The organism is bacterium (assembly GCA_014360495.1).
Taxonomy (GTDB): domain Bacteria; phylum Armatimonadota; class JACIXR01; order JACIXR01; family JACIXR01; genus JACIXR01.
Genome location: JACIXR010000001.1, coordinates 93,348 through 114,415 on the forward strand (window position 1 = coordinate 93,348; position 21,068 = coordinate 114,415).

Below are 21,068 nucleotides of genomic sequence, written 5' to 3' on the forward strand. Positions count from 1 at the left end.
AGCTATTCACCTCCTATCAGTGAAGATATTTCCTTCAATCGTTGAGAGACGATTTCCTCGGCTAAATTCAAAAGGTGTGGAATCTTTTCGCTGCTGAGAGAATAGGAGATTCTATTTCCGACTCGTTTTGATTTTACAAGACCTTGAGCTCTGAGGACGGAGAGATGTTGAGAGATAAGAGCTTGGGGAAGATTGAGGGCTCTTACGATTTCACAAACGCAGAGTTCGCTTTTTAAGAGAAGATAAAGGAGCTTTAGTCTAATTGGGTGGGAGAAAGCTGATAGCATATCCGCCATTGAGGGCAAGAGCTTTTCCGCCGGTATTCCTTTACTCGTGGCTCTCAGCAAAGCCCATCACCTCCTCTCTTGGGAAATATTTGTCCTTTAATTTAAGGGCGATGTTCACGAGATTTATTAAAACGGGAACCTCTATAAGTGGTCCGATAACGGTGGCGAAGGCGGTTGGAGATTGTATGCCGAATAGTGCTACCGCTACGGCGATTGCCAATTCAAAGTCGTTGCTGGCAGCACTGAAAGATACAGCGGTTGTTAGGTCATAGGGATTGCCTAATTTCCTAGCAATGAAGAAAGTTACAAAAAACATAAGAACAAAGTAAAGGGAAAAGGGAATGGCAACTCTCAAAACATCAAGTGGGAGTTCCACGATTTTTTCTCCCTTTAGGGAAAACATAACAAATATAGTGAACAGCAAAGCTATGGGTGTAATTGGGGAGATTTTAGGAATGAAAAACGTGTGATACCATTCTTTTGATTTAATCTTCATCAATATCAAGCGGGTAAGGAAACCCGCGACCAGGGGGATACCCAGATATATGAGGACGGTCTTGGCAACTTCAACAAGGGAGATGTTGACGAGGGTACCTTTAAAGCCGAAGAGAGGTGGAAACTTTGTGAGGAATAAATATGCATATACTGAATAGAAGAGGCTTTGGAATAGGGCGTTGAAAGCGACTAAGCCTGCGGCTAATTCTGGATTCCCTCCTGCTAAATCATTCCAAACAAGCACCATCGCGATGCAACGAGCAAGTCCTACCAAAATCACTCCTAACATCATTTCGGGCTTATCAGGGAGCAAGAGAATCGCCAAGAAGAACATCAAAAAAGGTCCAACAACCCAGTTTTGGATGAGGGAAAGGGCAAGGAGTTTATAGTTTTTGAAAATCTTTGGCAATTCCTCATATTTCACTTTTGCTAAGGGTGGATACATCATCAATATTAAGCCGATAGCTATTGGGATGTTTGTGGTTCCAATTTGGAATCTGCCCCAGAAATCGGCAATGCTGGGGAGAAAATAGCCAATTGCAACGCCTACGAACATAAGAGCGAATATCCAAAAAGTTAAATACCTATCCAAGAGTCCTAATTTTCTTACATCTGCCTTCATAATTCTTATTATCCTCCCTTCAGAATATTCAATTATTCTAATAATAACATATATTTTCCTATTCGGCAACTTTTTAAAAAGAGGAATTGCCATTAACAAGCAATTAGTGGTATAATGGATTTAGAATTCCCATCTTCTCATAAAGGGGTGATTTATTTATGCCTACTAAATTCGTCTTCGTTACAGGAGGGGTCGTCTCCTCCATCGGAAAAGGAATCACCTGCGCCTCCTTGGGCAGGCTCCTGAAAGCGAGGGGCTTCAAGGTAGCCCTCCTCAAGATAGACCCCTACATAAATGTAGATGCAGGAACGATGAATCCTTTCCAGCATGGAGAGGTCTTCGTGACGAAGGACGGCGCGGAAACCGATTTGGACCTCGGGCATTACGAACGTTTCACGGGAATTGATATGACACGCTCCTCAAATCTCACCACGGGTGGAATCTATGAGGCGGTTATAAGAAAGGAGAGAAGGGGAGATTATTTGGGGGCTTGCGTGCAGGTTATACCTCATATAACGGATGAGATAAAATCAAGAATTTGGGGAGTTGCCAGGGAAACGGGAGCGGATATCGTTATCGTGGAGATAGGTGGGACGGTGGGAGATATAGAGGGTCAGCATTTCCTTGAAGCGATAAGACAGATGCGTCATGATGCGGGACCGGAGAATGTCGTCTACATCCATGTTACGCTGATAGCTTATGTGGGACCTTGGGGTGAGGTTAAAACAAAACCGACCCAACACAGCGTTATTAGATTGAGAGAGATGGGAATCCAACCGGATATACTGGTTTGTCGTTCAAAGTTACCCCTTACACCAGAGATGAAAAAGAAGCTTTCCCTTTACTGTAGCGTGGATGAGGAGGCGGTGATTACGGGGTTGGATACAACTACCATTTATGAAATCCCTCTGAGATTGGAGAAAGAGGGATTGGCGAGGGAGGTGTTGAAGAGGCTTCATCTACCAGAGGTTGAGCCAGATTTAAAGGAATGGGAGGAGGTAGTGGAGAAGCTCTTATCCCCTGAAAGGGAAGTTAAGATAGCTCTTGTAGGCAAATACACGCATCTCAAAGATGCATATATCAGTATAGTTGAGGCTTTGGTGCACGGGGGAGCGGCGAACAAGGCAAGGGTGAAAATAGAGTGGGTTGAATCATCGGTTTTGGAGGAGGAAGACCCCCAGCATTATCTATTTGATGTTGGAGGGATATTAGTTGCGGGAGGATTCGGAGTGCGTGGAGTAGAGGGGAAGATAAGGGCTATTCAATATGCAAGGGAGAGGAAGGTTCCATTTCTTGGACTTTGCCTCGGGATGCAATGCGCTGTGATAGAGTTTGCGAGGAATGTCTGTGGTTTGAAGGAGGCGAATTCGTCAGAGTTCAATCCCGATACACCCTATCCCGTGATTGACCTCCTTCCCGAGCAAAGAGGGGTATCGGAGAAAGGTGGAACGATGCGTCTGGGTGCCTATCCCTGCAAGCTTGTTAAAGGAACCCTCGCCCAAAGGTGTTATGGGCAGGACCTAATCTGGGAGAGACATCGTCATAGATACGAGCTGAACAACGAGTATAGGGAAATCCTTCAGGAAAAAGGGATGGTCATCTCCGGACTCTCCCCTGATGACAATCTTGTGGAGATAATAGAGCTTCCCCAGGAAGTTCATCCCTTCTTTATCGCCACCCAATTCCATCCCGAATTTCAATCTCGTCCTACCGCTCCCCATCCTTTATTTGTTGCCTTCGTGAGAGAGGCAATTGCAAAGAACAGCACGCCACTTATCGGGATGAAGGAGAAAGTGGGAGAGGGTTAATGAGTTGTTGCTACGAGATAATCCTCTCCATCTTCCTGATGGCGGGAGTGGGGTATCTTTTGAAAGCTATCCGCTTTTGGGGACCAGCGGAGGGCATGGTTTTCAGCAAGACCGTTCTTTATGTTACCCTTCCCTGTTTCATCCTCCTTGCCTTAGCAGGGGCGAAGTTGACAAAGGAGGCTTTTATCGTCCCTATTATCTTCATTTTCTCCTCCCTGCTCCTTGGAGCAGTAGGGTACATTATCGCTCGCCTGCTCTCACTTCCTTCTTCTTCAACAGGCACATTTATCCTTGCTGTATCCTTCGCTAACACCGGTTTTCTCGGCTATCCCGTTATTCAGGGAGTTTTTGGTAACAAAGGTTTAGCTTGGGCGGCGATTATAGACCAGTTTGGGATGGCGCTTCCCCTAAATACATTGGGGATAGCCATTGCTACCTATTATGGGAAAACGGAGAGCGAGCAAAACAGATTCCTCACCCTATTGAAGAGCCCACCTTTCATAGCTTCTATTGTTGCTCTTCCCCTGATAGGAAAATCCATTCCTTCTTATCTCAATCCTCTTTGGCGTTCAATGGAGTTTCTTCGTAATGCCACGGTTCCCCTCATAATGCTTTTTATAGGCATCTCCCTTCGCCCCTCCAATTTCAAAAACAATTGGCTACCTATAACAATTGCCACACTCCTAAAGCTTTTCCTTCATCCCCTTCTCGTATATTCTCTTTCTTTACCGGTAGGTCTATCCTCACTTCCTCTTCAGGTCTTAATTATGCAAGCCTGTATGCCAACCGCTCTTATGACTGTTGTTTTCTCGGAGCAGTTCAAGCTCGACCACGAATTTGCCTCGGGAATAGTTTTCTTGACGACTCTATCATCAATCTTTACAATTCCATTTATGAGCCAGGTGTTATCTTCACGATGACGGAAGCGGAAGAAATTCTGAAGGATTTGAATCCAGAGCAAAGAGAAGCGGTCCTCTTCAATGAAGCTCCCTTGGTGATATTTGCGGGGGCTGGTTCAGGGAAGACGAAGGTGCTTACATATAAGGTAGCATATCTCATCGCTCAGGGAGTATCGCCACGCAACATACTTGCTGTTACTTTCACCAATAAAGCGGCGGAGGAGATGCGTTCTCGCATAATCAGCTTGGTGGGGGAGGTAGGGGAGGAGATATGGATGGGGACCTTTCACTCAATATGTGCTCGCATCCTGAGAATAGATGGCGAGGCAATTGGGCTTCCCTCAAATTTCGTCATATTGGACGAAGATGACCAGCTAACTCTAATAAAGGAGATTATATCCCAGCTCACCCTTGACAGCGAGTATTATCAGCCGAAGATGGTGTTGAATTTGATATCAAGGGCTAAGGAGAATCTTATGGGGGTTTGGGAGTTCATACAGAATGCAATTGGCTTTTTGGAGAAGAAAGTTGCAACTATTTACAAGCTTTACGAGGACAAGAAGAAGCTGAGCAAGGCTTTGGATTTTGACGATTTAATACTATATTGTGTCAAGCTTTTGAGGGAGAGGGAGGATATAAGGGAGAAATGGCAGGACAAGTTTCATTATATATTGGTTGATGAGTTTCAGGATGTTAATTATGCCCAGTATGAGCTGATAAAGATTTTGGGAGATAAACATAGGAAAATCTCTATTGTAGGGGATGACGACCAATCAATTTATGGGTGGAGAGGTGCGGATTTTCGCCTTCTCCTCCAATTTGAGGATGATTTTCCCGAGGCGAAGGTGATAAAGCTGGAGAGAAACTATCGTTCTCCCCAAACCATCCTTGACGCTGCTTGGTCAGTTATAAAGAACAACAAGATGAGGAAGGCGAAGAGGCTTTGGACGGATAGGGAGGGAGGGGATAAGATACGCTTTTACGAAGCGGAGAGCCCGCAGGCGGAGGCGAAATTCGTTGCTCAAACGATACGGGAGATGGTGGAGAAGGAGAAGAGAAAATATGGAGATTTCGCCGTCCTCTATCGGGTCAACGCTCAATCAAGGTCTTTTGAGGAGATGTTTATGTCCTTTGGGATACCCTACAAGATAGTTGGAGGCTTGCGGTTCTTCGAAAGGAAGGAAATCAAGGAAGTTGTAGCATATCTGAAGGTAATCACGAATCCCGATGATAGCTTCTCCCTCAAGAGAATCATAGATGTTCCTCCCCGTAAAATAGGTCCTGTTACCCTGGGCAAAGCTGAAGCTTTTGCCCTTGAAGAGGAAGTATCCTTATATAAGGCTATCCAGATGTTAGTCGAAAGTCAGACTCTTCCCACCGTTACTTTAAGAAGTCTAAGGAACTTCATTGATATCATTGAAGGGTTGAGGGAATTATCCTTTTCCCTTCCTCCTTCTCATCTAATCCGTGAGGTGCTTGAGAGGACGGGTTATTTGAAATATATTGACAACGGAACCCTTGAAGGAACAACGAGAAAGGAAAATCTACAGGAGTTCATATCATTTGCCAGGGAATTTGAGGATAAGAATCCCTCTGCTGACATCCTTGCCCTTCTGGAGAGAGTAGCCCTTTTGACAGATGTTGATACCTATGAGCAGACGCCTGATGCGGTTACTTTAATGACGCTTCATTCCGCAAAGGGTTTGGAGTTTCCGATAGTTTTCATCGTTGGGCTTGAGGAGGGCTTGCTTCCCCATTCCCGCTCTCTAATGAGCGAGATGGAGATAGAGGAGGAGAGGAGGCTTCTATATGTGGGGATGACGCGCACTAAAGAGAAGCTCTTCCTCTCTCGTTCCTGGAATAGGTCTGCTTACGGAGGCGGTAAGCCATCGCGTTTTTTGCAGGAGATACCGAAGGAGTTGCTTGAGGAGGTTGCTCCCACTTCCTCCCATTATCCTTCTATCCATCCCCAGGCTGAGAGCATAATAGAGAAAGCCTCACCGAGGGAGAGCGTCAAATTGAAATTGAAAGTTGGGGATAAGGTGAAGCATATGGAGTTTGGTGAGGGAGTAGTACTTCAAATCGAACCAGCGGAAGATGATGCTATAGTGACGGTTTTCTTCTCCGGCTTAGGTAGTAAAAGGCTTCTTTTGAGCTTTGCCAACTTGCAAAAAATTTGAGGGAAAATATAAAAAATATTAATAAGGAGGCGATGGCTTATGACAGAGGAGGAAGCCAAAAAGAGGATTGAAGAATTGAGAAGACTCATAGAGTATCATAACTATCGCTACTATGTGCTGGACTCACCCGAGATATCCGATGCGGAATATGATGCCCTTATGCGGGAACTAATGGAACTTGAGGAGAAATTCCCCCAATTTGTCACTCCCGATTCCCCCACTCAAAGAGTTGGAGCACCTCCTTTGGAGGTCTTCCCCACATATAGACACCGGGTTCCCATGCTATCCCTACAGAATGCCTTCAACGAGGAGGATTTGATAGCCTTTGATAGGAGGATAAAGCGCTTTCTGGGTATGAACGAGGATGAGAAGATAGAATATTGCGCCGAGCTGAAGATGGACGGGTTGGCTGTTTCCCTCACCTATGAGAACGGGATTCTCACTCACGGAGCGACGAGAGGAGATGGTTTTGAAGGGGAAGATGTGACTCCAAATTTAAAGACAATCCGTGCTATTCCCTTAAGGATAAACATCCCCAATCCGCCTCCCATAATTGAGGTGAGAGGCGAGGTTATAATGCACAAGAAGGATTTTGAGGAGCTGAACAGGCAGAGGGCGGAGTCAGGGGAGCCGCTTTTCGCCAATCCCCGCAACGCAGCTGCAGGTTCTGTAAGGCAGCTGGACTCGTCCATTACCGCCAAAAGGAAGCTTGATATATTCATCTACGGCATCGGATACTGCGAGGGATACGAATTCAAGACCCAATATGAGATACTGACGACCCTTAGGGATTGGGGCTTTAAGGTCAATCCCCACTTCCGTCTTTGCAATGGTATAGAGGAAGCGATTGAGTATTGCAGGGAGTGGACGGAGAAGCACCATAGCCTACCATATGAGACAGATGGAACAGTTATAAAGGTCAATTCCCTCTTGCTTCAAACTGAACTTGGGACGCTTGCCCGCAGCCCTCGCTGGGCGATAGCCTTCAAGTTCCCCGCGGAGCAAGGAGTGACGCAGGTAGAGGATATAATAGTTCAAGTGGGAAGAACCGGCACCCTAACGCCAGTGGCTGTGCTGAAGCCAGTGGAGGTGGGAGGAGTGACAATCTCTCGCGCTACACTTCATAATGAGGATGAAATAAAGCGCTTAGGCGTTAAGATAAAGGATTGGGTGGTTGTGCAGAGGGCAGGGGAAGTTATCCCGGAAATTGTCGCTGTGGTTACTTCAAGGCGAACTGGTGAGGAGATAGAGTTTCAGATGCCTAAGACCTGTCCAGTTTGTGGCTCCGAGGTCGTCAGGTTCCCCGATGAGGTTGCTTACAGGTGCATTAACTATGCCTGCCCTGCTCAGGTAAAGGAGAGGATATATCATTTCGCCTCTAGAGACGCTATGAACATAGAAGGGCTTGGAAAGGAGTGGGTGGATAAGTTGGTAGATGAGGGTTTGATTAAGGACGCCGCTGACCTTTACTACCTCAAGCTATGGGACCTTCTGAAGCTTGAGAGGATGGGAGAAAAGCTGGCGCGGAAGCTGCTTAGCAACATTGAGAAATCAAAGAAGACGGAGCTTCATCGCCTGATTTATGCCTTAGGGATAAGGCATGTGGGAGAAAGCACCGCCCGCCTCTTAGCTCAACACTTCGGTTCCCTTGAGCGTCTAATGAACGCTACCCTTGAGGAAATATCAAGCATTCCGGGCATAGGTCCAGTGGTAGCGGAGAGCATATATAGGTTCTTCCGTGAGCCTCACAATAGAGAGTTGATAGAGAAATTGAAGAAGGCAGGAGTTAGGGTGGAAGAGGAGGAAGCGCCAGAGGAGAAGCCCCTTGCGGGTCAGAGGATAGTGTTCACGGGAGCTCTCCGCTCAATGGAGAGAAGCAGGGCTGAGGAGATAGTAGCTAAATTGGGTGGTATTCCTTCTTCTTCCGTCAGTAGAAACACCACCCTTGTAGTTGTGGGAGAAAACCCGGGTTCTAAATACCAAAGGGCGCTGGAGCTAGGGATAAAGACGATAAACGAGGAAGAGTTCTTGGAGATGATAAGACCATATGTGGAGGTGTGATGGGAATTGCCTATTTATGAATATCTCTGTTTGAATTGCCGAAGAAAGTTTGCTTATTTAGTTGGCGTCGTCGCCGACCCGGGTCCGCTTAAATGTCCGACTTGCGGGGAGGAGAAGAGGCTCAAGAAGGTCATATCCAGGGTTTCCCGCCTGAGAGATGAGGACGAGATAATTGAATCCATCGCGGATGAGAGTATTCTCTCGGGTGTTGATGAAAATGACCCTAAGAGCGTCGCTTCCTTTATGAGGAGGATAAGCAAGGAGATGGGCGAGGGAGGGGAGGAGGTGGAGGAATTGATTGAAGCGGTTGAGAGGGGAGAGGATTTAGAGGGAGGAGATTTGGAGGAAGGAGAGGAGCTACCAACCGAAGCTTAATCTCTCTGCGAGGATAAGAGGCAGACCAGCGGAGATAATCCTCCTCTGTGCCTCTTCTATTGGATATTCATATCTTTTTATCTCCACCTCTAATTTTGATGTATCAAAGATGCCCACACTTGCCAGAGGGATGTTATCCCTCGGCTGACCGACGGAGCCGGGATTTATTAAGTAGCGGAAACCTTCTTTTATCTCTATCTTCGCTCCATTGGAAAGGATGATTGCCGAGACCGAGAGTTGTCCTTCCCTTTGAAGGAAAAGAGTTGGGATGTGAGTATGCCCGAAGAAGAGGATTGGGGTCGTTAAGAGAGAGAAAGTGTCCCTTGCCTGGGGAGTGGAGAGGAGGTATTCCTCAATTGGCTCTCTTAGGGAGCCGTGAACGATGGTGAAGAGGGACTCTATGTGGGTTTTAGGAAGGGAGTAAAGAAAATCTCTATTCTCGCTTTTAAGGTTATTCTTCGTCCAAAGAATGGCTTCTTCAGCGTAAGGATTGAAGTGATGTAAAGGGATTTTCTCCACTGCTCCCCAGTCGTGATTTCCCGCCACGGCGATTGGCTTGAGTTCTTTTATTACCTCACAGCACTCGTTCGGCTGAGCACCATAGCCAACTATATCGCCCAGGCATAGGAAAGCATCCACTTCCTTCTTGAGATTTGAGAGGACAACCTCTAAGGCAGGCAAATTGCTGTGGATATCGGAGATTATGCCGTATCGCATAAGATAATTTTGAATGCTGATTTAGCTTGTGGCAACAAAACGATGTATTGACAACCCTGATTTAAGTGGCAAAATAAAAGCAATTAGCCTTGTTTGGTGTTTTGAAAGGATTTCTTCTTCCAAGTCTAATAATTCTTATATCCTTGCCAGAGGAGGCGAATGCCGTTTTGGGCTATTCTTATACTCTTAAATTAAATGGAATTTGGAAGTTATTTCCCGACCCCCAAAATAAAGGAAGGGAGGAAGGTTGGTATAAATCCATAAAAACTGAGGCGAAAGATGCTCCTGTGCCAGGAATAATTCAGCAGGTTTTCCCCGATTATCATGGTGTTGTTTGGTATTGGCGAAGCTTCAAGCCCCAGTTCAGAATGGGGAAGGGTATAAGATGTTTCCTACGGTTCTGGGCGGTGGATTATCTCGCCGATGTATGGTTTAATGGGGTTTATGTCGGCGGACATGAAGGAGGGGAAACGCCATTCCTTGTTGATGTTACCTCCTTCGTTCGCCCTAATGAGGATAATTTATTGGCTGTCCGTGTTCTAAATCCGACATCCGAGCCGATTGATGAAATCGTTCTCTCCCAAGTTCCTCATCGCAATAAGCTTCCTTCAGGGCTCATCCCCGGCTCATCTTACAATTATGGAGGAATAGTTCAAAAAGTTGAATTCCTCGCCCTTCCCGCTATCAGGATAATAGATGTATTCCCTCAACCAAACATTTATAGCGGAGAGATGAAGCTAAGCATCACGGTCCGCAATGATTTGGAATCAAAGGCGAAAGGAGAGCTTTTAGTGGATATTGCCCCTGATAAAAGCGGGGAAATTGAAGCCCTGAAATCGCTTCAGGCGGATTTCCCACCCGGTGAAAGCCATTTTGAGGTTTCCCTCCTCGTTCGGAACCCTCATCTATGGTCTTTGGAAGACCCATTTCTATATAGGATAAATGTAAAGTTGAAAGCGACTTGCGAAGGCATGGATTTTGAGCATAGAAGCTCTGTGAGAAGCGGGTTTAGAGAGTTTAGGGTGGAAAGGGGATATTTCCGTCTAAATGGCAAGCGAATATTCATCCGTTCCACTCATACGGGAAACCAATTCCCCATAGGTCATCCCGTTCCTCCCACTCCCGATTTAATGAAGATAGACCTCGTCTATGCCAAGGCGCTCGGCTTCAATATGGTGCGTTTCATCTCCGGCTTGGCGCTTCCGGAGCAGCTAGACTTCTGCGATGAGATAGGGCTTTTGGTCTATGAGGAGAGTATGGCGAGTTGGTGCCTGGAGGATTCTCCCAAAATGAAGGAGAGATATGATAGCTCAATAAAGGAGATGATTTTAAGGGATAGACATCATACAAGCGTTGTTATTTGGGGGTTGTTGAACGAGACGCCTGATGGAGCGGTTTTCCGCAACGCAGTGGAGGCGCTTTCCCTTGTTCGCTCTCTGGATAAAACTCGCTTAGTTCTTCTTAACAGTGGACGCTGGGACAGGCAATTGAGTATAGGCTCTCTCAGCAATCCGGGAAGTGAAGAATGGGAGCATCAATGGGGAGAGGAATCGCCTGAGGCTAAGGAAGCTCCACCCCTTTCATATCCCTTGGGAGGTTATATTCAGGGGGCGGGAGATGCCCATATTTATCCACCAGTTCCTCAAACGAAGGAAATCAACGATTTCTTCCGAAAATTGGGCTCGGATACAAAGCCTGTATTCCTATCGGAATATGGGATTGGTAGCTTGTTCAACGCCATTAGGGAGTTCCGTTTATTTGAGCAGGCAGGGGCGAGATTGGACATCCCAGATGCGAGTTTGATTCGCTCTATGGCGGAGAGATATGAGGAGGATTGGAGGAGATGGGGGTTTGATGGAGTCTATCCCTTTCCCGAGGATATGTTGAGGGAGAGCCAGCGTATTCACTGCAAGCATAGGAGATTGGGCTTCAATTTGATACGCTCTAACCCAAAGATTTGCGGATACAATATGACGGGTATGCTAGACCATGGGATTATAGGGGAAGGGCTTTGGACTTTATGGAGGGAGCTCAAGCCGGGCATCGCCGATACATTGCTTGATGGCTTCGCACCTCTGCGCTGGAGTCTATTCGTTGAGCCTACACATCAGTATGCGGGGCGTCCCATTAAATTGGAATGCGTTCTCGCGAATGAGGATGTCCTTCCTCCCGGCGATTATCCCGTGACGATGAGAATCTTCAGTCCTCAAGGGATTGTATGGGAGAAGGAAGAGACATTGCATATTCCCCGAGCCGAACCAAATTCAGACCCTCCCTTAGCTCTTCCTGTTTTCTCAGGAGAAGTAACAATAGATGGACCATCAGGGGAATATATCTTCGCTGTTAATTTGGATAAAGGCGGTGCTCCCGCTGGTGGGAGGCTTGAATTCTATCTCACGGATGAAAGGTCTTTACCTAGAATGGATCGTTCGGTTGAAGTGCTCGGCATAGATGAAAGGGTCGTCAATTGGCTCAACTCAAAAGGGGTGAAGATTGCTCGTTTTGATGAAGCGAAATCGGAGAGAGGGGAGGTTCTAATAGTGGGAGATACAGTGGGGGATGAAAATCTTTGGAAGGAGATTTATAGCAGAATGGAAAGGGGCGCAACCGTTATTTTCCTCTCCCATTCCGTTTTCCGCAAGGGTGACGACCCGCTCTTTTGGCTTCCCCTTAATAAAAAGGGGAGAGTATACGCTTTCCACGATTGGCTTTATCATAAGGAAGTAGTTGCCAAACCTCATCCTGTATTTGATGGACTTCCCACGGGTATAATGGACTGGTACTTCTACGGACCCTTAATCTCTCCTATCCTCTTTGAAGGACAGGATGAACCAGACGAGGTGATAGCGGCTGCTTTTGCCGTTTCCTATCCCGTTCCTGGGGGCTATGCTTCCGGGCTTATGCTCGCTTTTTACAAGTTCGGTAAAGGAGGATTTTACATAAATTCCTTCCCTATTTTAGAGAACATAGGTCGGCATCCAACCGCCGACCGTTTGCTTTTGAATTTAATAAATAGGAGGGGATGAAGATGTTCTTTCTTCCCTTTTTAGCCTTCCATCTGCCAAGCGGAGGAGTGGAAGCTTGGCTGGATGCGAACTTTTCAAGAAATGTTCTTCCTCCTTTCTCCTTTGTCTACGGTGGTAGACATTCAAGCGAATTTTTGAGGAATTGGAAATTCTCAAAGGAAAAGGTCAAAGAATACGGAGCAAGAAAGGAGTGGGTTTTCTCTTACTCCTCACCAGAGAAGGGATTGGTCGTTCGCTGCGAGGTTGTTGCCTTCAAAGATTTTCCAGCGATTGAATGGGTGCTCAAGTTCAGGAACAATGGGGAAGCCGATACGCCGATAATTGAGAACATAAAGGCTCTTGATTATTTATTTAGAGGAAAGGGGGAATTCCTTCTTCATAGGGCTTTGGGAAGCAATGCCCAAAGGGACGATTTCGCTCCTATTGAGGAACCATTAAAGCAGGGAAGCGAGTTAAGAATCACTCCCATAGGTGGTCGTTCTTCCAACACGACCTCTCTTCCCTTCTTCAATATCGAGAATAAGGGGAAGGGCGGGGTTATTATGGGCATAGGCTGGTCGGGGCAATGGCTGGCGGAGTTTGAGAGAAAAGAGGAGGGAGTGAGGGTATCGGCGGGAATGGAGCTCGTTCATCTCAAGCTTCATCCTGGCGAGGAGATAAGAACTCCTCGCATATTGCTTCTTTTCTGGGAAGGGGATGATTATTTAAGTTCCCAGAATCTCTTTCGCAAATTTCTCATAGCGCATCACATCCCCAAAATAAAAGGGAAACCGGTTACATTACCTTTCTCCTGTAGTTCCTCTGGACCGCCTGATGAAGCCAATAGGGCAAGCGTAGAGAATCAGCTTGAATTCGTTTCTCCCTTTGTCAAGGATTACGGAGTTGAATATCTTTGGATAGATGCGGGTTGGTTTGTGGGGGGATGGCCGAATGGGGTTGGCAATTGGTTCCCTCGTCCAGATGGATTTCCCAAGGGATTTCGTCCTCTCGTGCAAGAGATAAAAAGAATGGGGATGAAGGGATTGATTTTGTGGTTTGAACCGGAAAGGGTTTTTCAGGGGACCTGGATAGATAGAGAACATCACGATTGGGTTATCTGGTTGCCGGGAAATCCAAACGGACTATTGAATTTAGGGAACGAGGAAGCACTTAAATGGCTAACCGAGCATCTTTCAAAGATGATAGAGGAGGAGGGGATAAGCGTTTATAGGCAGGATTTCAATATGGACCCGCTTCCCTATTGGCGTTCCGCTGACCCACCGGACAGGCAGGGGATAACGGAGATAAGGCACATAGAGGGATTGTATAAGCTTTGGGATGAGCTTTTGAGTAGGCATCCCAGCTTGATTATAGACAACTGCGCCTCTGGAGGGAGAAGGATAGACCTGGAGACAGTTTCCCGTAGCGTTATGCTTTGGAGAACTGATTATCATTACTTTGAACCGAATGGTCAGCAGTGCCACACTTATGGTGTAAGCTTCTATCTCCCCACGACAGCCACAAGCTGTGGATATCCTAATGCCTATCTTTTCAGAAGCGCTATGGGGAATGGGATGGGAATCTGGGTTCCCTGGAATCCTAAAGCTCCTTATGAGATATATCGCCAATTCCTTCCACCAATAGTGGATTGGGAGCCTACGAAGCCGTTTCCCTTGGAGTTGGCTAAGGGTCTTGTTGAGGAATTCAAGGAGGCAAGGGAATTCTTCTATGGAGATTATTATCCTTTATCTCCCTACAGCACAAGCGATGACACTTGGATTGCCTATCAATTTCACAGGGAAGATTTGAGGGGAGGAGTAGCTTTGATTTTCAGGAGGCAGAATTGTCCCCAAAGCGATTTCGTTATAAGTTTCAAAGGTTTAAATCCCTCAGCCCGATACGAGCTTATCATCAGCGATGATAGATTAGAGAAGAGGAGGAGAGTTTTAAGTGGAAAGTTATTGATGGAAGGGATAACCCTCACGATAGAGCAGGCTCCCGGTTCTCTTTTAATCTTTTATAAGGAGAGATAAGAGAATTTCAAGGGGAATAATAGTTCCAAACAGCCTTGCTTCTTCTATACCATTGCTTATTCCAGAGGCGCTCATTATTGGGGTTTGGATTAGGAGCAGTATTCTGGTATATGTGAAGCTCGTTGCCGGAGACAACGATTAATTCCTCCCTCCAATCTCCTGCAACATCGGCGACATATAAACGGTCGGCTTTATCTTTAAAGCGGGCTATGAACTTGCCGGTTAAGGGGTCAATTACCGCCACATCTCCTGATTTATGTCTTTCTTTTGCCGCTATTAGCTGGCGATTGCTTCCATCCCACCATATGGAGTAAATCACCTCCACCCCCTTATTAGTCCAATCAGACGGTGCAACTTTGCTCAATTCATAAGAGGCGATTATATTTCCCTGTGCATCGTATACCCAGGGCTTTTGCTCCACATCGTATCTGCTCCTACACCAGATTTCCAAACCTGGACGTTGGAGGTCAAACTCGCCGACAGCCGCGTTTTGTGGTTCCTGCCTTTTATAATCTTTCACCCAGATTAACCCCTTAGTATTAAAAAGAAAGGTGCGATTTGCTCCCTCTTCAAGCGCTACTACCTCCAAACCAGGAATATCGGGGCGGACATCGGCGATGAAAACACTGTCCAAATGCCCCTTAACATCCACCCTGAAAAGCTCCTTCCCTTCGGGTGAGAGGATTGACCCGCTAATTATTTCATCCCTTCCATCACCGTTCAAATCGGCTACTCTCAAACCATTGTGGGCGCAGGCAAGGAAGTTGTCAGTCTTCCAAAGGGGTGTTGTTTTACCATTTCGCAAATCGTCTAAGGAAAAACCCGCTACATATCTTCCCATTCTATATCCCTTTTCATTAGTTGCCTGCAAGACGACGTCTCTATCGCCTTTTCCTCTCAAGTTGGCAATAGCTAAATGCTCCCATCTTTGTGCACCCTTGGGAACAGGTGGTTTGACCGACCATTTCTCCTTGCCTGATACTCCATCAACTATATGGAGAACGCTGTCATTTGTAAGGAAGAGAACCTCTGTTTTTCCATCTCCATCTACATCGCCAGCCTGCACGCCCGCTCCGTGGTGCCCTGGCAAGCCTTCTCTTTCTGCTGACCCGCCAACCCTCAAATCCACCTGCAAAACCCATAGCTTCTTCCCGTCCCAACGATATGCTGAAACATATCCCCTGCGAGTGACAAGATAATCCATTTTTCCATCCTTATCCAAGTCAGCAACGATGATGCTCCCAGCACTATCTTCGCTTTCAATTGGTGGGATATCAAGTTTTATTACGAAAGGATTTTGGGGATAAGGAGGAATGGTGGGTGCTTTCACCTTTCCCGCTGATAAGGAGATGAAAGGTGGCAAAAAGAAAAGCAAAATCACAAATCTCAAGAGAAACACCTCCTTTGTCTATTAATTTAGATAGGAAATGAAAGGAAAAGTTACACGAATTTTGAATACCACAGTCGAGACAATATCTATTGTTTGCAAAATTGGGCATTTAGGATAAAATATTTAAAATGCGAGAGAGAACGGAAGAGCCTCTATCCTATAAAATAACCAAGGATTACGGAGGCTACATTGTTTTGGAAGCAAAGCACTCCTTACCAGTGCGCCTCCTTTCCGGGTTTCCCTTTATCATCTCCGGCATCCCTCTTTTGGTCTTCGCTCTTTACTTCATTTTTTATAAGGGGAAATTCTCCCAATCCCTTCTTATCCCTCTTATTGCTGGTGCATTTCTTTTGCTTTTGGGCTTAGCTATTATGGGCTCTTGGAAATCCATAATCATTGACAGGGTTATGGGAACTTTCACATTCTGCAATTATTTTCTCTGGCGTCCCTCCTGCAAGGTTCTTCCCTTCTCGGAAATAGAAGGAGTGGAGATAGCTAAAAGCAAGCGAGTCATTCCCGACTTCTTCTCCTATTCCCAAAGAGGGGAGGAAACCTCCTACTCTTGGTATGAAATCAATCTCCTCCATCAAGGCAGGAAAATCTACATTGACGGTGGTAGCAACGAGAGAGAGGTAGAGAGCTTGGCGGAGAGGATAGCAGAGGTATTGGGAAGGGAGGTGAAGAGGAGTTGAGGGTTGGCGCTTGCCTCCCCTGGAATCTTTCCCATCTGTTGGAGGAAGCGGGAGGGGATTTCATAGAGCTTCCCCTCCGCGAGGTTGCAAGGCTTGATGAGGAGGAATTCAACGACCTGTTCTCTTCTCTATCTCTTCCAGCGGAGGCATTCAACATCTTTTTGCCTTCCTATATAAAAATAGTGGGCGAGAATGTGGATTGGGAGGCTATTGAGGGTTATTTGGATTTGTCTTTAAGAAGGGCGAAGTTATTGGGTGGTGAGGTGATTGTCTTCGGCTCCGGCGGGCAAAGGAGAAGGGAACAGGATTTTCCACAAGAGAAGGCTATGGAGCAAATATCTTATTTCCTCCTTAAAGCCTGCGAGGTCGCAGAGAGATTTGGGCTGAAAATAGCGATAGAGCATTTAAATCGGGAAGAGACGAACACAATAAATAGGGTAAGCGATGCTTTGCAATTGGTTGAGAAGGTAGGTAAGCAAAATCTGGGGGTAATAGTTGATATTTATCATCTTATGAAGGAAAGGGAAGGATGGGATGTAATGGAAAGGGCGGGTAGGAAGCTTTTTCACATCCATATCTCGGACCCTCAGAGAAACCCACCCCTTTGTAAGGAAGGCATATTGGCGGATTTTTTGACCTTCTTGAAAAAGATTGGCTATGAAAATAGAATATCTATTGAAAGCAGATGGCAAAATATAGAAGAGGAGCTCCCAAAAGCGATAGAGAATTTAAAATCCCTTATAGAGGAGTGATGAGCGATGAACCTCACGCCTGAAGAGGTATGGAATGCCGTTGTCAAGGAGGTTAAGGAGAGGAAGTTCTTTCCTCCTCTCTGGCAGGCTTTGGATTCCGCTGTTCCCCTCGCCTTAGAGGAGGACTGCATAGTTTTAGGATTTAAGGTTGGAACATTCCATTTAAGAACCCATATTGAAACGGGCAGTAATCGTGTTTTAATAGAAGAGGTTCTGGGAAAGATAATGAATAAACCGTATACGATTAAGGTTGTGGAGGCGTCAACGCCTGAGGAATGGCAAGCCATCAGGGAAAGGGAGGAAATGGTTGAGGAAGTGGAGGTAGAGGAGTTCGCTCGCAGGCGTGGGACGACGAGCCTCTTGCGGGAATGGATGGAGTTTTCCCTGGAATTACACAGGCTTTTTTCCTCCCTCCAGCAGAGGAGCTTGCCGCAAGTGAAGGCAAGTTTTCTTTACCAAGTTTTGCCTCTCATAGTGAAAAAGAAGAGGGAGCTTCACAGGGAAGATGAGGCTTCAAAAGAGACCAACGAAAAGGCTCTCGCCCGTCTTTTGGACAGGTTGTCCTCCTGGACGGGTATTCCTAACACCATCATAGCTTACGAGTTGATAAAGTGGGAGAAAGAGGGTAGAGCTTAGATTTATCGTTCCTTCTTTTGCAGGAGGTAGGCGAAGAAGGGGGCTCCTAATAGGGCGGTGATTGCCCCCACGGGGAGCTCTGCGGGAGCGATCAATGTTTTTGCTAAGGTGTCGGAGAGCAGGAGAATGCTTGCCCCCACGAAATAGGATGCGGGAAGGAGGATTTTGTGGTTATAACCGACCAATCTTCTTGCTATGTGGGGAGAGATTAGACCGATGAAGCCTATTATCCCACAAGTTGAAACAGCTCCCGCAACGGCGAGAGACGAGAAAATCACGATTAAAATTTTCGCCCTATTAGTTTCCACACCTAAATATCCCGCTACCTCCTCCCCCAAGCTGAAAACATCCAATTCCCGCCAAAGAAAGAGGAGGGCGATGCATCCTATAATGATAGGGAAGATGGCTAATTTCACGCTCGCCCATTCGGCATTGGAGAGGCTCCCCATAAGCCAGAGCAAAATCCTATAGGCGTCTTCCCCTGAGAAGGAGAGAAGAAGAGTTACCAAAGACCATAGAAAGGCACCCACTATAACGCCTGCAAGGATGACTCTTTCCACTGGCATTTCTCCCTTTTTCCTGGCAATGGACAAGACCAAAAGAAGGGAGAAGAAAGCACCCGCACAGGCAAGTATTGGCACTCCCATTCCTTTTGAGAATTTCTCCAAATTTAAGATGAACGCCAAGACGGCTCCGAGCGCTGCGCCTCCTGACATACCCAAGATATATGGGTCGGCGAGGGGATTCATAAGAAGCCCCTGCAGTGAGGCACCAGCTATTCCCAATGAGGAACCGCAAAGATAGGCTAAAACGGAGCGAGGCAATCTAATCTGCCAGATAATGAGGGATTCCTTTGATGAGGGAAGACCAGTGGGACCAATTAAAAGGGAAAGGAGGAAGAAGAGGCAAGAGATGAGGAATAAGGAAAGCAGGAACAAGCGTTTCATCTATTTTTAAATTTGAGGGAATTATTTCCCTTTCTTTCCTCCCAAAGCTTCAAGAGAATTAGGAGGAAAAGAGCCATAAGGGCTGTTTTAAGGCTAAAGGAAGAGAGTATTTTTGAGAATGTGGGTGATACATCTTCCCCTGCCAATATGTCCGTATGACCCCATATTTTCCCGTTCACCTTCACTACGAGAGTTCCCACCTTTTCACCAGCTTTAAGAGGTGGATGTTTTTTAAATATTTCCTGCTCAACTTCAATATGTGGTTTTTTATTTTTCGGATAGAAGACGACGATATCCGATAGGGGCATAAGAGGAATTTCCTGGGGATTGCCGTTCGTTTTCAGACGACCAATTGGGACGCCGATTCTCGCTACGAAGTAGGGCTGGAAATTGTTGAAAGCGTATTCAAAAAGGTTCTGGGCATCTTTCCAAACATCTTGGCTGTTGAGAAGCACGGCAATAAGCTGCCAGCCGCTTTTCTTAGCCGAGGCGGCTAAACATCTCCCCGCTTCTTTCGTATAGCCGGTTTTTATTCCGTTTGCGTATGGGTAGATGGAAAGGAACTTATTCGTGCTCTCCATAATTAACTTTCTCTCTTCTTTATTCCAAATCCTTATCTCCGCTTTTTTCAGAGCCACAATTGAGGCAAATATCGGGTTGCTCAAGGCATATCTTGACAATATGGCGATGTCATAGGCAGTTGAGTAATGGTTAGGTGCGGGAAGTCCATGGCAGTTGATGAAATGAGTATTTATAGCGCCCAGCTCCTTCGCTTTTTCGTTCATTTGGGAAACGAAATCCTTTTCAGAACCCGAGATATACTCTGCCGCCGCTATTGCGGCGTCATTTGCTGAGCGAACGAGGATTGCTGTAAGCAAATCCCTAAGGGTTATCTTGTCTCCTTCCTTTAATCCCAATGCGGTAGGTTCTACCTTGGAGGGATTGCTTCCTGCTGTTACGACATCGTCAAGATTTCCTTTCTCCAAAATCAAAATGGCGGTGAGTATTTTGGTCAGACTTGCGGGAGGGAGCTTCTCCAGCTCATTTTTCGCCCATATCACTCTACCGGAGGTATAATCCATCAATATGGCGCTTCTCGCCGTTACATTGGGGAGAGGAAGTGGTAGGGAAAGGAAGAGAAGGAGCCAGCTTACCAAGCTCCAATCGCCTCTCTCACTTCCTCCATCGTTGCGCTTGCGACCTCCCTCGCTTTCCTCGCTCCTTCTTGTAGGATATCAATGAGCAAGGAGGGTGAAGCCTCCAGCCTGCTTCTTCTCTCCCTTATAGGCTCAAGGCTTTTCACGAGCGCCTCAGCACATAATCTTTTGCAATCAACACAGCCTATTTGGGCTGTGTTGCAATCAACTTTTATCTGGGGTGCGTTCTCCGAATTGTAAATGAGGTGGAAGTGAAAGACGGGGCATTCGTCTGGATGCCCTGGGTCTGAGCGATAAATCCTTCTCGGGTCAGTGAACATATTGGCTACTTTTCTTCTTATCTCGTCTGGGGAGTCGGATAGGAAAATGCAGTTATCGTAGGATTTGGACATCTTCCTTCCATCAATTCCTAAAATTAAGGGATATTCTCCTATTAGAGGTTGGGGTTCAGGGAAAATGGGTTTATAGAGATAGTTGAATCTTCGGGCTATCTCCCTTGTTATCTCAAGGTGGGAGAGTTGGTCTTTCCCCACGGGGACGAAACTGGCTTTATAAATCAAGATATCCGCGGCTTGAAGGACGGGATAGCCGAGCAAGCCATAGTTTATCTTTACCATCTCCTCATCCTCACCGTTTATCAATCCCATATCCCTTGCTTGCTCCTTGACGGTGGGATTGCGGATGAGCCAAGGGGTGGGGGTAATCATTGAAAAGAGGAGGTGGAGCTCGGCATGTTCTTTGACATCGGATTGGCGGAAGATTGCGCTTTTCTCGGGGTCAAGCCCTGCGCTGAGGAAGTCCATTGCTACTTCAAGGACATTTTCCTTAATCTCGCTCGCTTTCTCGTAACCGGTTGTGAGGGCGTGCCAATCCGCTATCATCCAGAAGCATCTATATTTATCCTGAAGGGATACCCATTGTTTAAGGGCACCCTCAAGGTTGCCGAGATGCAGCTTTCCCGTGGGACGCATTCCGCTGAGAATTGTTTCCTTCAATTTCTACCTCCTTGGAA

At 46.5% G+C, this 21,068-nt stretch carries 17 protein-coding genes; 10 read left to right on the top strand and 7 right to left on the bottom strand.

All coding sequences use genetic code 11. The features are described 5' to 3' along the window. Nucleotides 1-2: 2 nt before the first annotated feature. Both H5T88_00410 and arsB read right to left on the bottom strand, forming a co-directional pair. Complete coding sequence (locus H5T88_00410) at nucleotides 3-347, bottom strand: helix-turn-helix transcriptional regulator (protein ID MBC7328798.1); 345 nt, start codon at nucleotides 345-347, stop codon at nucleotides 3-5. Then, nucleotides 328-1,404, bottom strand: a complete 1,077-nt coding sequence (arsB, locus tag H5T88_00415; protein ID MBC7328799.1) for an ACR3 family arsenite efflux transporter — start codon at nucleotides 1,402-1,404, stop codon at nucleotides 328-330. Before arsB ends, H5T88_00410 begins: the two co-directional genes overlap by 20 nt. A gap of 158 nt (nucleotides 1,405-1,562) precedes the next feature. On the opposite strand from arsB, the gene H5T88_00420 reads away from it, so the two are divergent. From H5T88_00420 to H5T88_00440, 5 genes are read left to right on the top strand one after another with little or no spacing between them, the layout of a single operon-like run. Beyond that, nucleotides 1,563-3,212: a CTP synthase gene (locus H5T88_00420; protein ID MBC7328800.1), complete on the top strand. Its 1,650-nt coding sequence runs from the start codon at nucleotides 1,563-1,565 to the stop codon at nucleotides 3,210-3,212. Then, nucleotides 3,212-4,132 carry an AEC family transporter gene (locus H5T88_00425; GenBank protein ID MBC7328801.1) on the top strand — a complete coding sequence of 307 codons (921 nt, stop codon included), beginning with the start codon at nucleotides 3,212-3,214 and terminating at the stop codon, nucleotides 4,130-4,132. The genes H5T88_00420 and H5T88_00425 overlap by 1 nt, the downstream gene beginning before the upstream one ends. Then, nucleotides 4,129-6,291, top strand: coding sequence for a UvrD-helicase domain-containing protein (locus H5T88_00430; GenBank protein ID MBC7328802.1), 2,163 nt, complete (start codon nucleotides 4,129-4,131; stop codon nucleotides 6,289-6,291). Before H5T88_00425 ends, H5T88_00430 begins: the two co-directional genes overlap by 4 nt. A 39-nt stretch (nucleotides 6,292-6,330) precedes the next feature. After that, nucleotides 6,331-8,352: an NAD-dependent DNA ligase LigA gene (gene ligA, locus H5T88_00435; GenBank protein MBC7328803.1), complete on the top strand. Its 2,022-nt coding sequence runs from the start codon at nucleotides 6,331-6,333 to the stop codon at nucleotides 8,350-8,352. 6 nt (nucleotides 8,353-8,358) lie between these two features. Further along, nucleotides 8,359-8,727 carry a zinc ribbon domain-containing protein gene (locus H5T88_00440; GenBank protein ID MBC7328804.1) on the top strand — a complete coding sequence of 123 codons (369 nt, stop codon included), beginning with the start codon at nucleotides 8,359-8,361 and terminating at the stop codon, nucleotides 8,725-8,727. Here the strand turns inward: H5T88_00440 and H5T88_00445 are convergent. Then, nucleotides 8,710-9,444, bottom strand: a complete 735-nt coding sequence (locus tag H5T88_00445; protein MBC7328805.1) for a metallophosphoesterase family protein — start codon at nucleotides 9,442-9,444, stop codon at nucleotides 8,710-8,712. The two genes, H5T88_00440 and H5T88_00445, sit on opposite strands and share 18 nt — an antisense overlap. 167 nt (nucleotides 9,445-9,611) lie before the next feature. Between H5T88_00445 and H5T88_00450 the strand changes: the two genes are divergently transcribed. Next, nucleotides 9,612-12,470 (top strand): hypothetical protein, encoded by a 2,859-nt coding sequence (locus tag H5T88_00450; GenBank protein ID MBC7328806.1) that lies wholly within the window; start codon nucleotides 9,612-9,614, stop codon nucleotides 12,468-12,470. Continuing rightward, complete coding sequence (locus H5T88_00455) at nucleotides 12,467-14,482, top strand: alpha-galactosidase (protein ID MBC7328807.1); 2,016 nt, start codon at nucleotides 12,467-12,469, stop codon at nucleotides 14,480-14,482. The genes H5T88_00450 and H5T88_00455 overlap by 4 nt, the downstream gene beginning before the upstream one ends. Before the next feature lie 7 nt (nucleotides 14,483-14,489). Here H5T88_00455 and H5T88_00460 read toward each other — a convergent pair whose 3' ends face one another. Then, nucleotides 14,490-15,872, bottom strand: a complete 1,383-nt coding sequence (locus H5T88_00460; GenBank protein MBC7328808.1) for a VCBS repeat-containing protein — start codon at nucleotides 15,870-15,872, stop codon at nucleotides 14,490-14,492. A gap of 128 nt (nucleotides 15,873-16,000) precedes the next feature. Here H5T88_00460 and H5T88_00465 point away from each other — a divergent pair, with 128 nt between their 5' ends. The 3 genes from H5T88_00465 to H5T88_00475 are packed head-to-tail and all read left to right on the top strand — an operon-like array spanning nucleotide 16,001 to nucleotide 17,952. Continuing rightward, nucleotides 16,001-16,564, top strand: coding sequence for a hypothetical protein (locus tag H5T88_00465; protein ID MBC7328809.1), 564 nt, complete (start codon nucleotides 16,001-16,003; stop codon nucleotides 16,562-16,564). Next, nucleotides 16,561-17,316, top strand: coding sequence for a sugar phosphate isomerase/epimerase (locus tag H5T88_00470; GenBank protein ID MBC7328810.1), 756 nt, complete (start codon nucleotides 16,561-16,563; stop codon nucleotides 17,314-17,316). Before H5T88_00465 ends, H5T88_00470 begins: the two co-directional genes overlap by 4 nt. Before the next feature lie 6 nt (nucleotides 17,317-17,322). Beyond that, nucleotides 17,323-17,952 (top strand): hypothetical protein, encoded by a 630-nt coding sequence (locus H5T88_00475; protein MBC7328811.1) that lies wholly within the window; start codon nucleotides 17,323-17,325, stop codon nucleotides 17,950-17,952. 2 nt (nucleotides 17,953-17,954) lie between these two features. On the opposite strand, the gene H5T88_00480 is transcribed toward H5T88_00475, so the two are convergent. Genes H5T88_00480 through trpS form a run of 3 tightly spaced genes read right to left on the bottom strand, consistent with a single transcriptional unit; the run spans nucleotide 17,955 to nucleotide 21,051 of the window. Then, entirely contained in the window at nucleotides 17,955-18,899 is a 945-nt protein-coding gene (locus H5T88_00480; GenBank protein ID MBC7328812.1) for an iron ABC transporter permease, read from the bottom strand. After that, complete coding sequence (locus H5T88_00485; protein ID MBC7328813.1) at nucleotides 18,896-20,056, bottom strand: D-alanyl-D-alanine carboxypeptidase; 1,161 nt, start codon at nucleotides 20,054-20,056, stop codon at nucleotides 18,896-18,898. The genes H5T88_00480 and H5T88_00485 overlap by 4 nt, the downstream gene beginning before the upstream one ends. Beyond that, nucleotides 20,050-21,051 (bottom strand): tryptophan--tRNA ligase, encoded by a 1,002-nt coding sequence (gene trpS / locus H5T88_00490; GenBank protein ID MBC7328814.1) that lies wholly within the window; start codon nucleotides 21,049-21,051, stop codon nucleotides 20,050-20,052. The genes H5T88_00485 and trpS overlap by 7 nt, the downstream gene beginning before the upstream one ends. Between the last annotated feature and the right edge of the window lie 17 nt (nucleotides 21,052-21,068).

Coding starts and splice junctions, on each gene's coding strand:
- H5T88_00430 (MBC7328802.1), top strand. CDS start 4,129: ATGACGGAAGCGGAAGAAATTCTGAAGGATTTGAATCCAGAGCAAAGA.
- H5T88_00475 (MBC7328811.1), top strand. CDS start 17,323: ATGAACCTCACGCCTGAAGAGGTATGGAATGCCGTTGTCAAGGAGGTT.
- H5T88_00455 (MBC7328807.1), top strand. CDS start 12,467: ATGAAGATGTTCTTTCTTCCCTTTTTAGCCTTCCATCTGCCAAGCGGA.
- H5T88_00480 (MBC7328812.1), bottom strand. CDS start 18,899: ATGAAACGCTTGTTCCTGCTTTCCTTATTCCTCATCTCTTGCCTCTTC.
- H5T88_00445 (MBC7328805.1), bottom strand. CDS start 9,444: ATGCGATACGGCATAATCTCCGATATCCACAGCAATTTGCCTGCCTTA.
- H5T88_00420 (MBC7328800.1), top strand. CDS start 1,563: ATGCCTACTAAATTCGTCTTCGTTACAGGAGGGGTCGTCTCCTCCATC.
- H5T88_00425 (MBC7328801.1), top strand. CDS start 3,212: ATGAGTTGTTGCTACGAGATAATCCTCTCCATCTTCCTGATGGCGGGA.
- arsB (MBC7328799.1), bottom strand. CDS start 1,404: ATGAAGGCAGATGTAAGAAAATTAGGACTCTTGGATAGGTATTTAACT.
- ligA (MBC7328803.1), top strand. CDS start 6,331: ATGACAGAGGAGGAAGCCAAAAAGAGGATTGAAGAATTGAGAAGACTC.
- H5T88_00465 (MBC7328809.1), top strand. CDS start 16,001: ATGCGAGAGAGAACGGAAGAGCCTCTATCCTATAAAATAACCAAGGAT.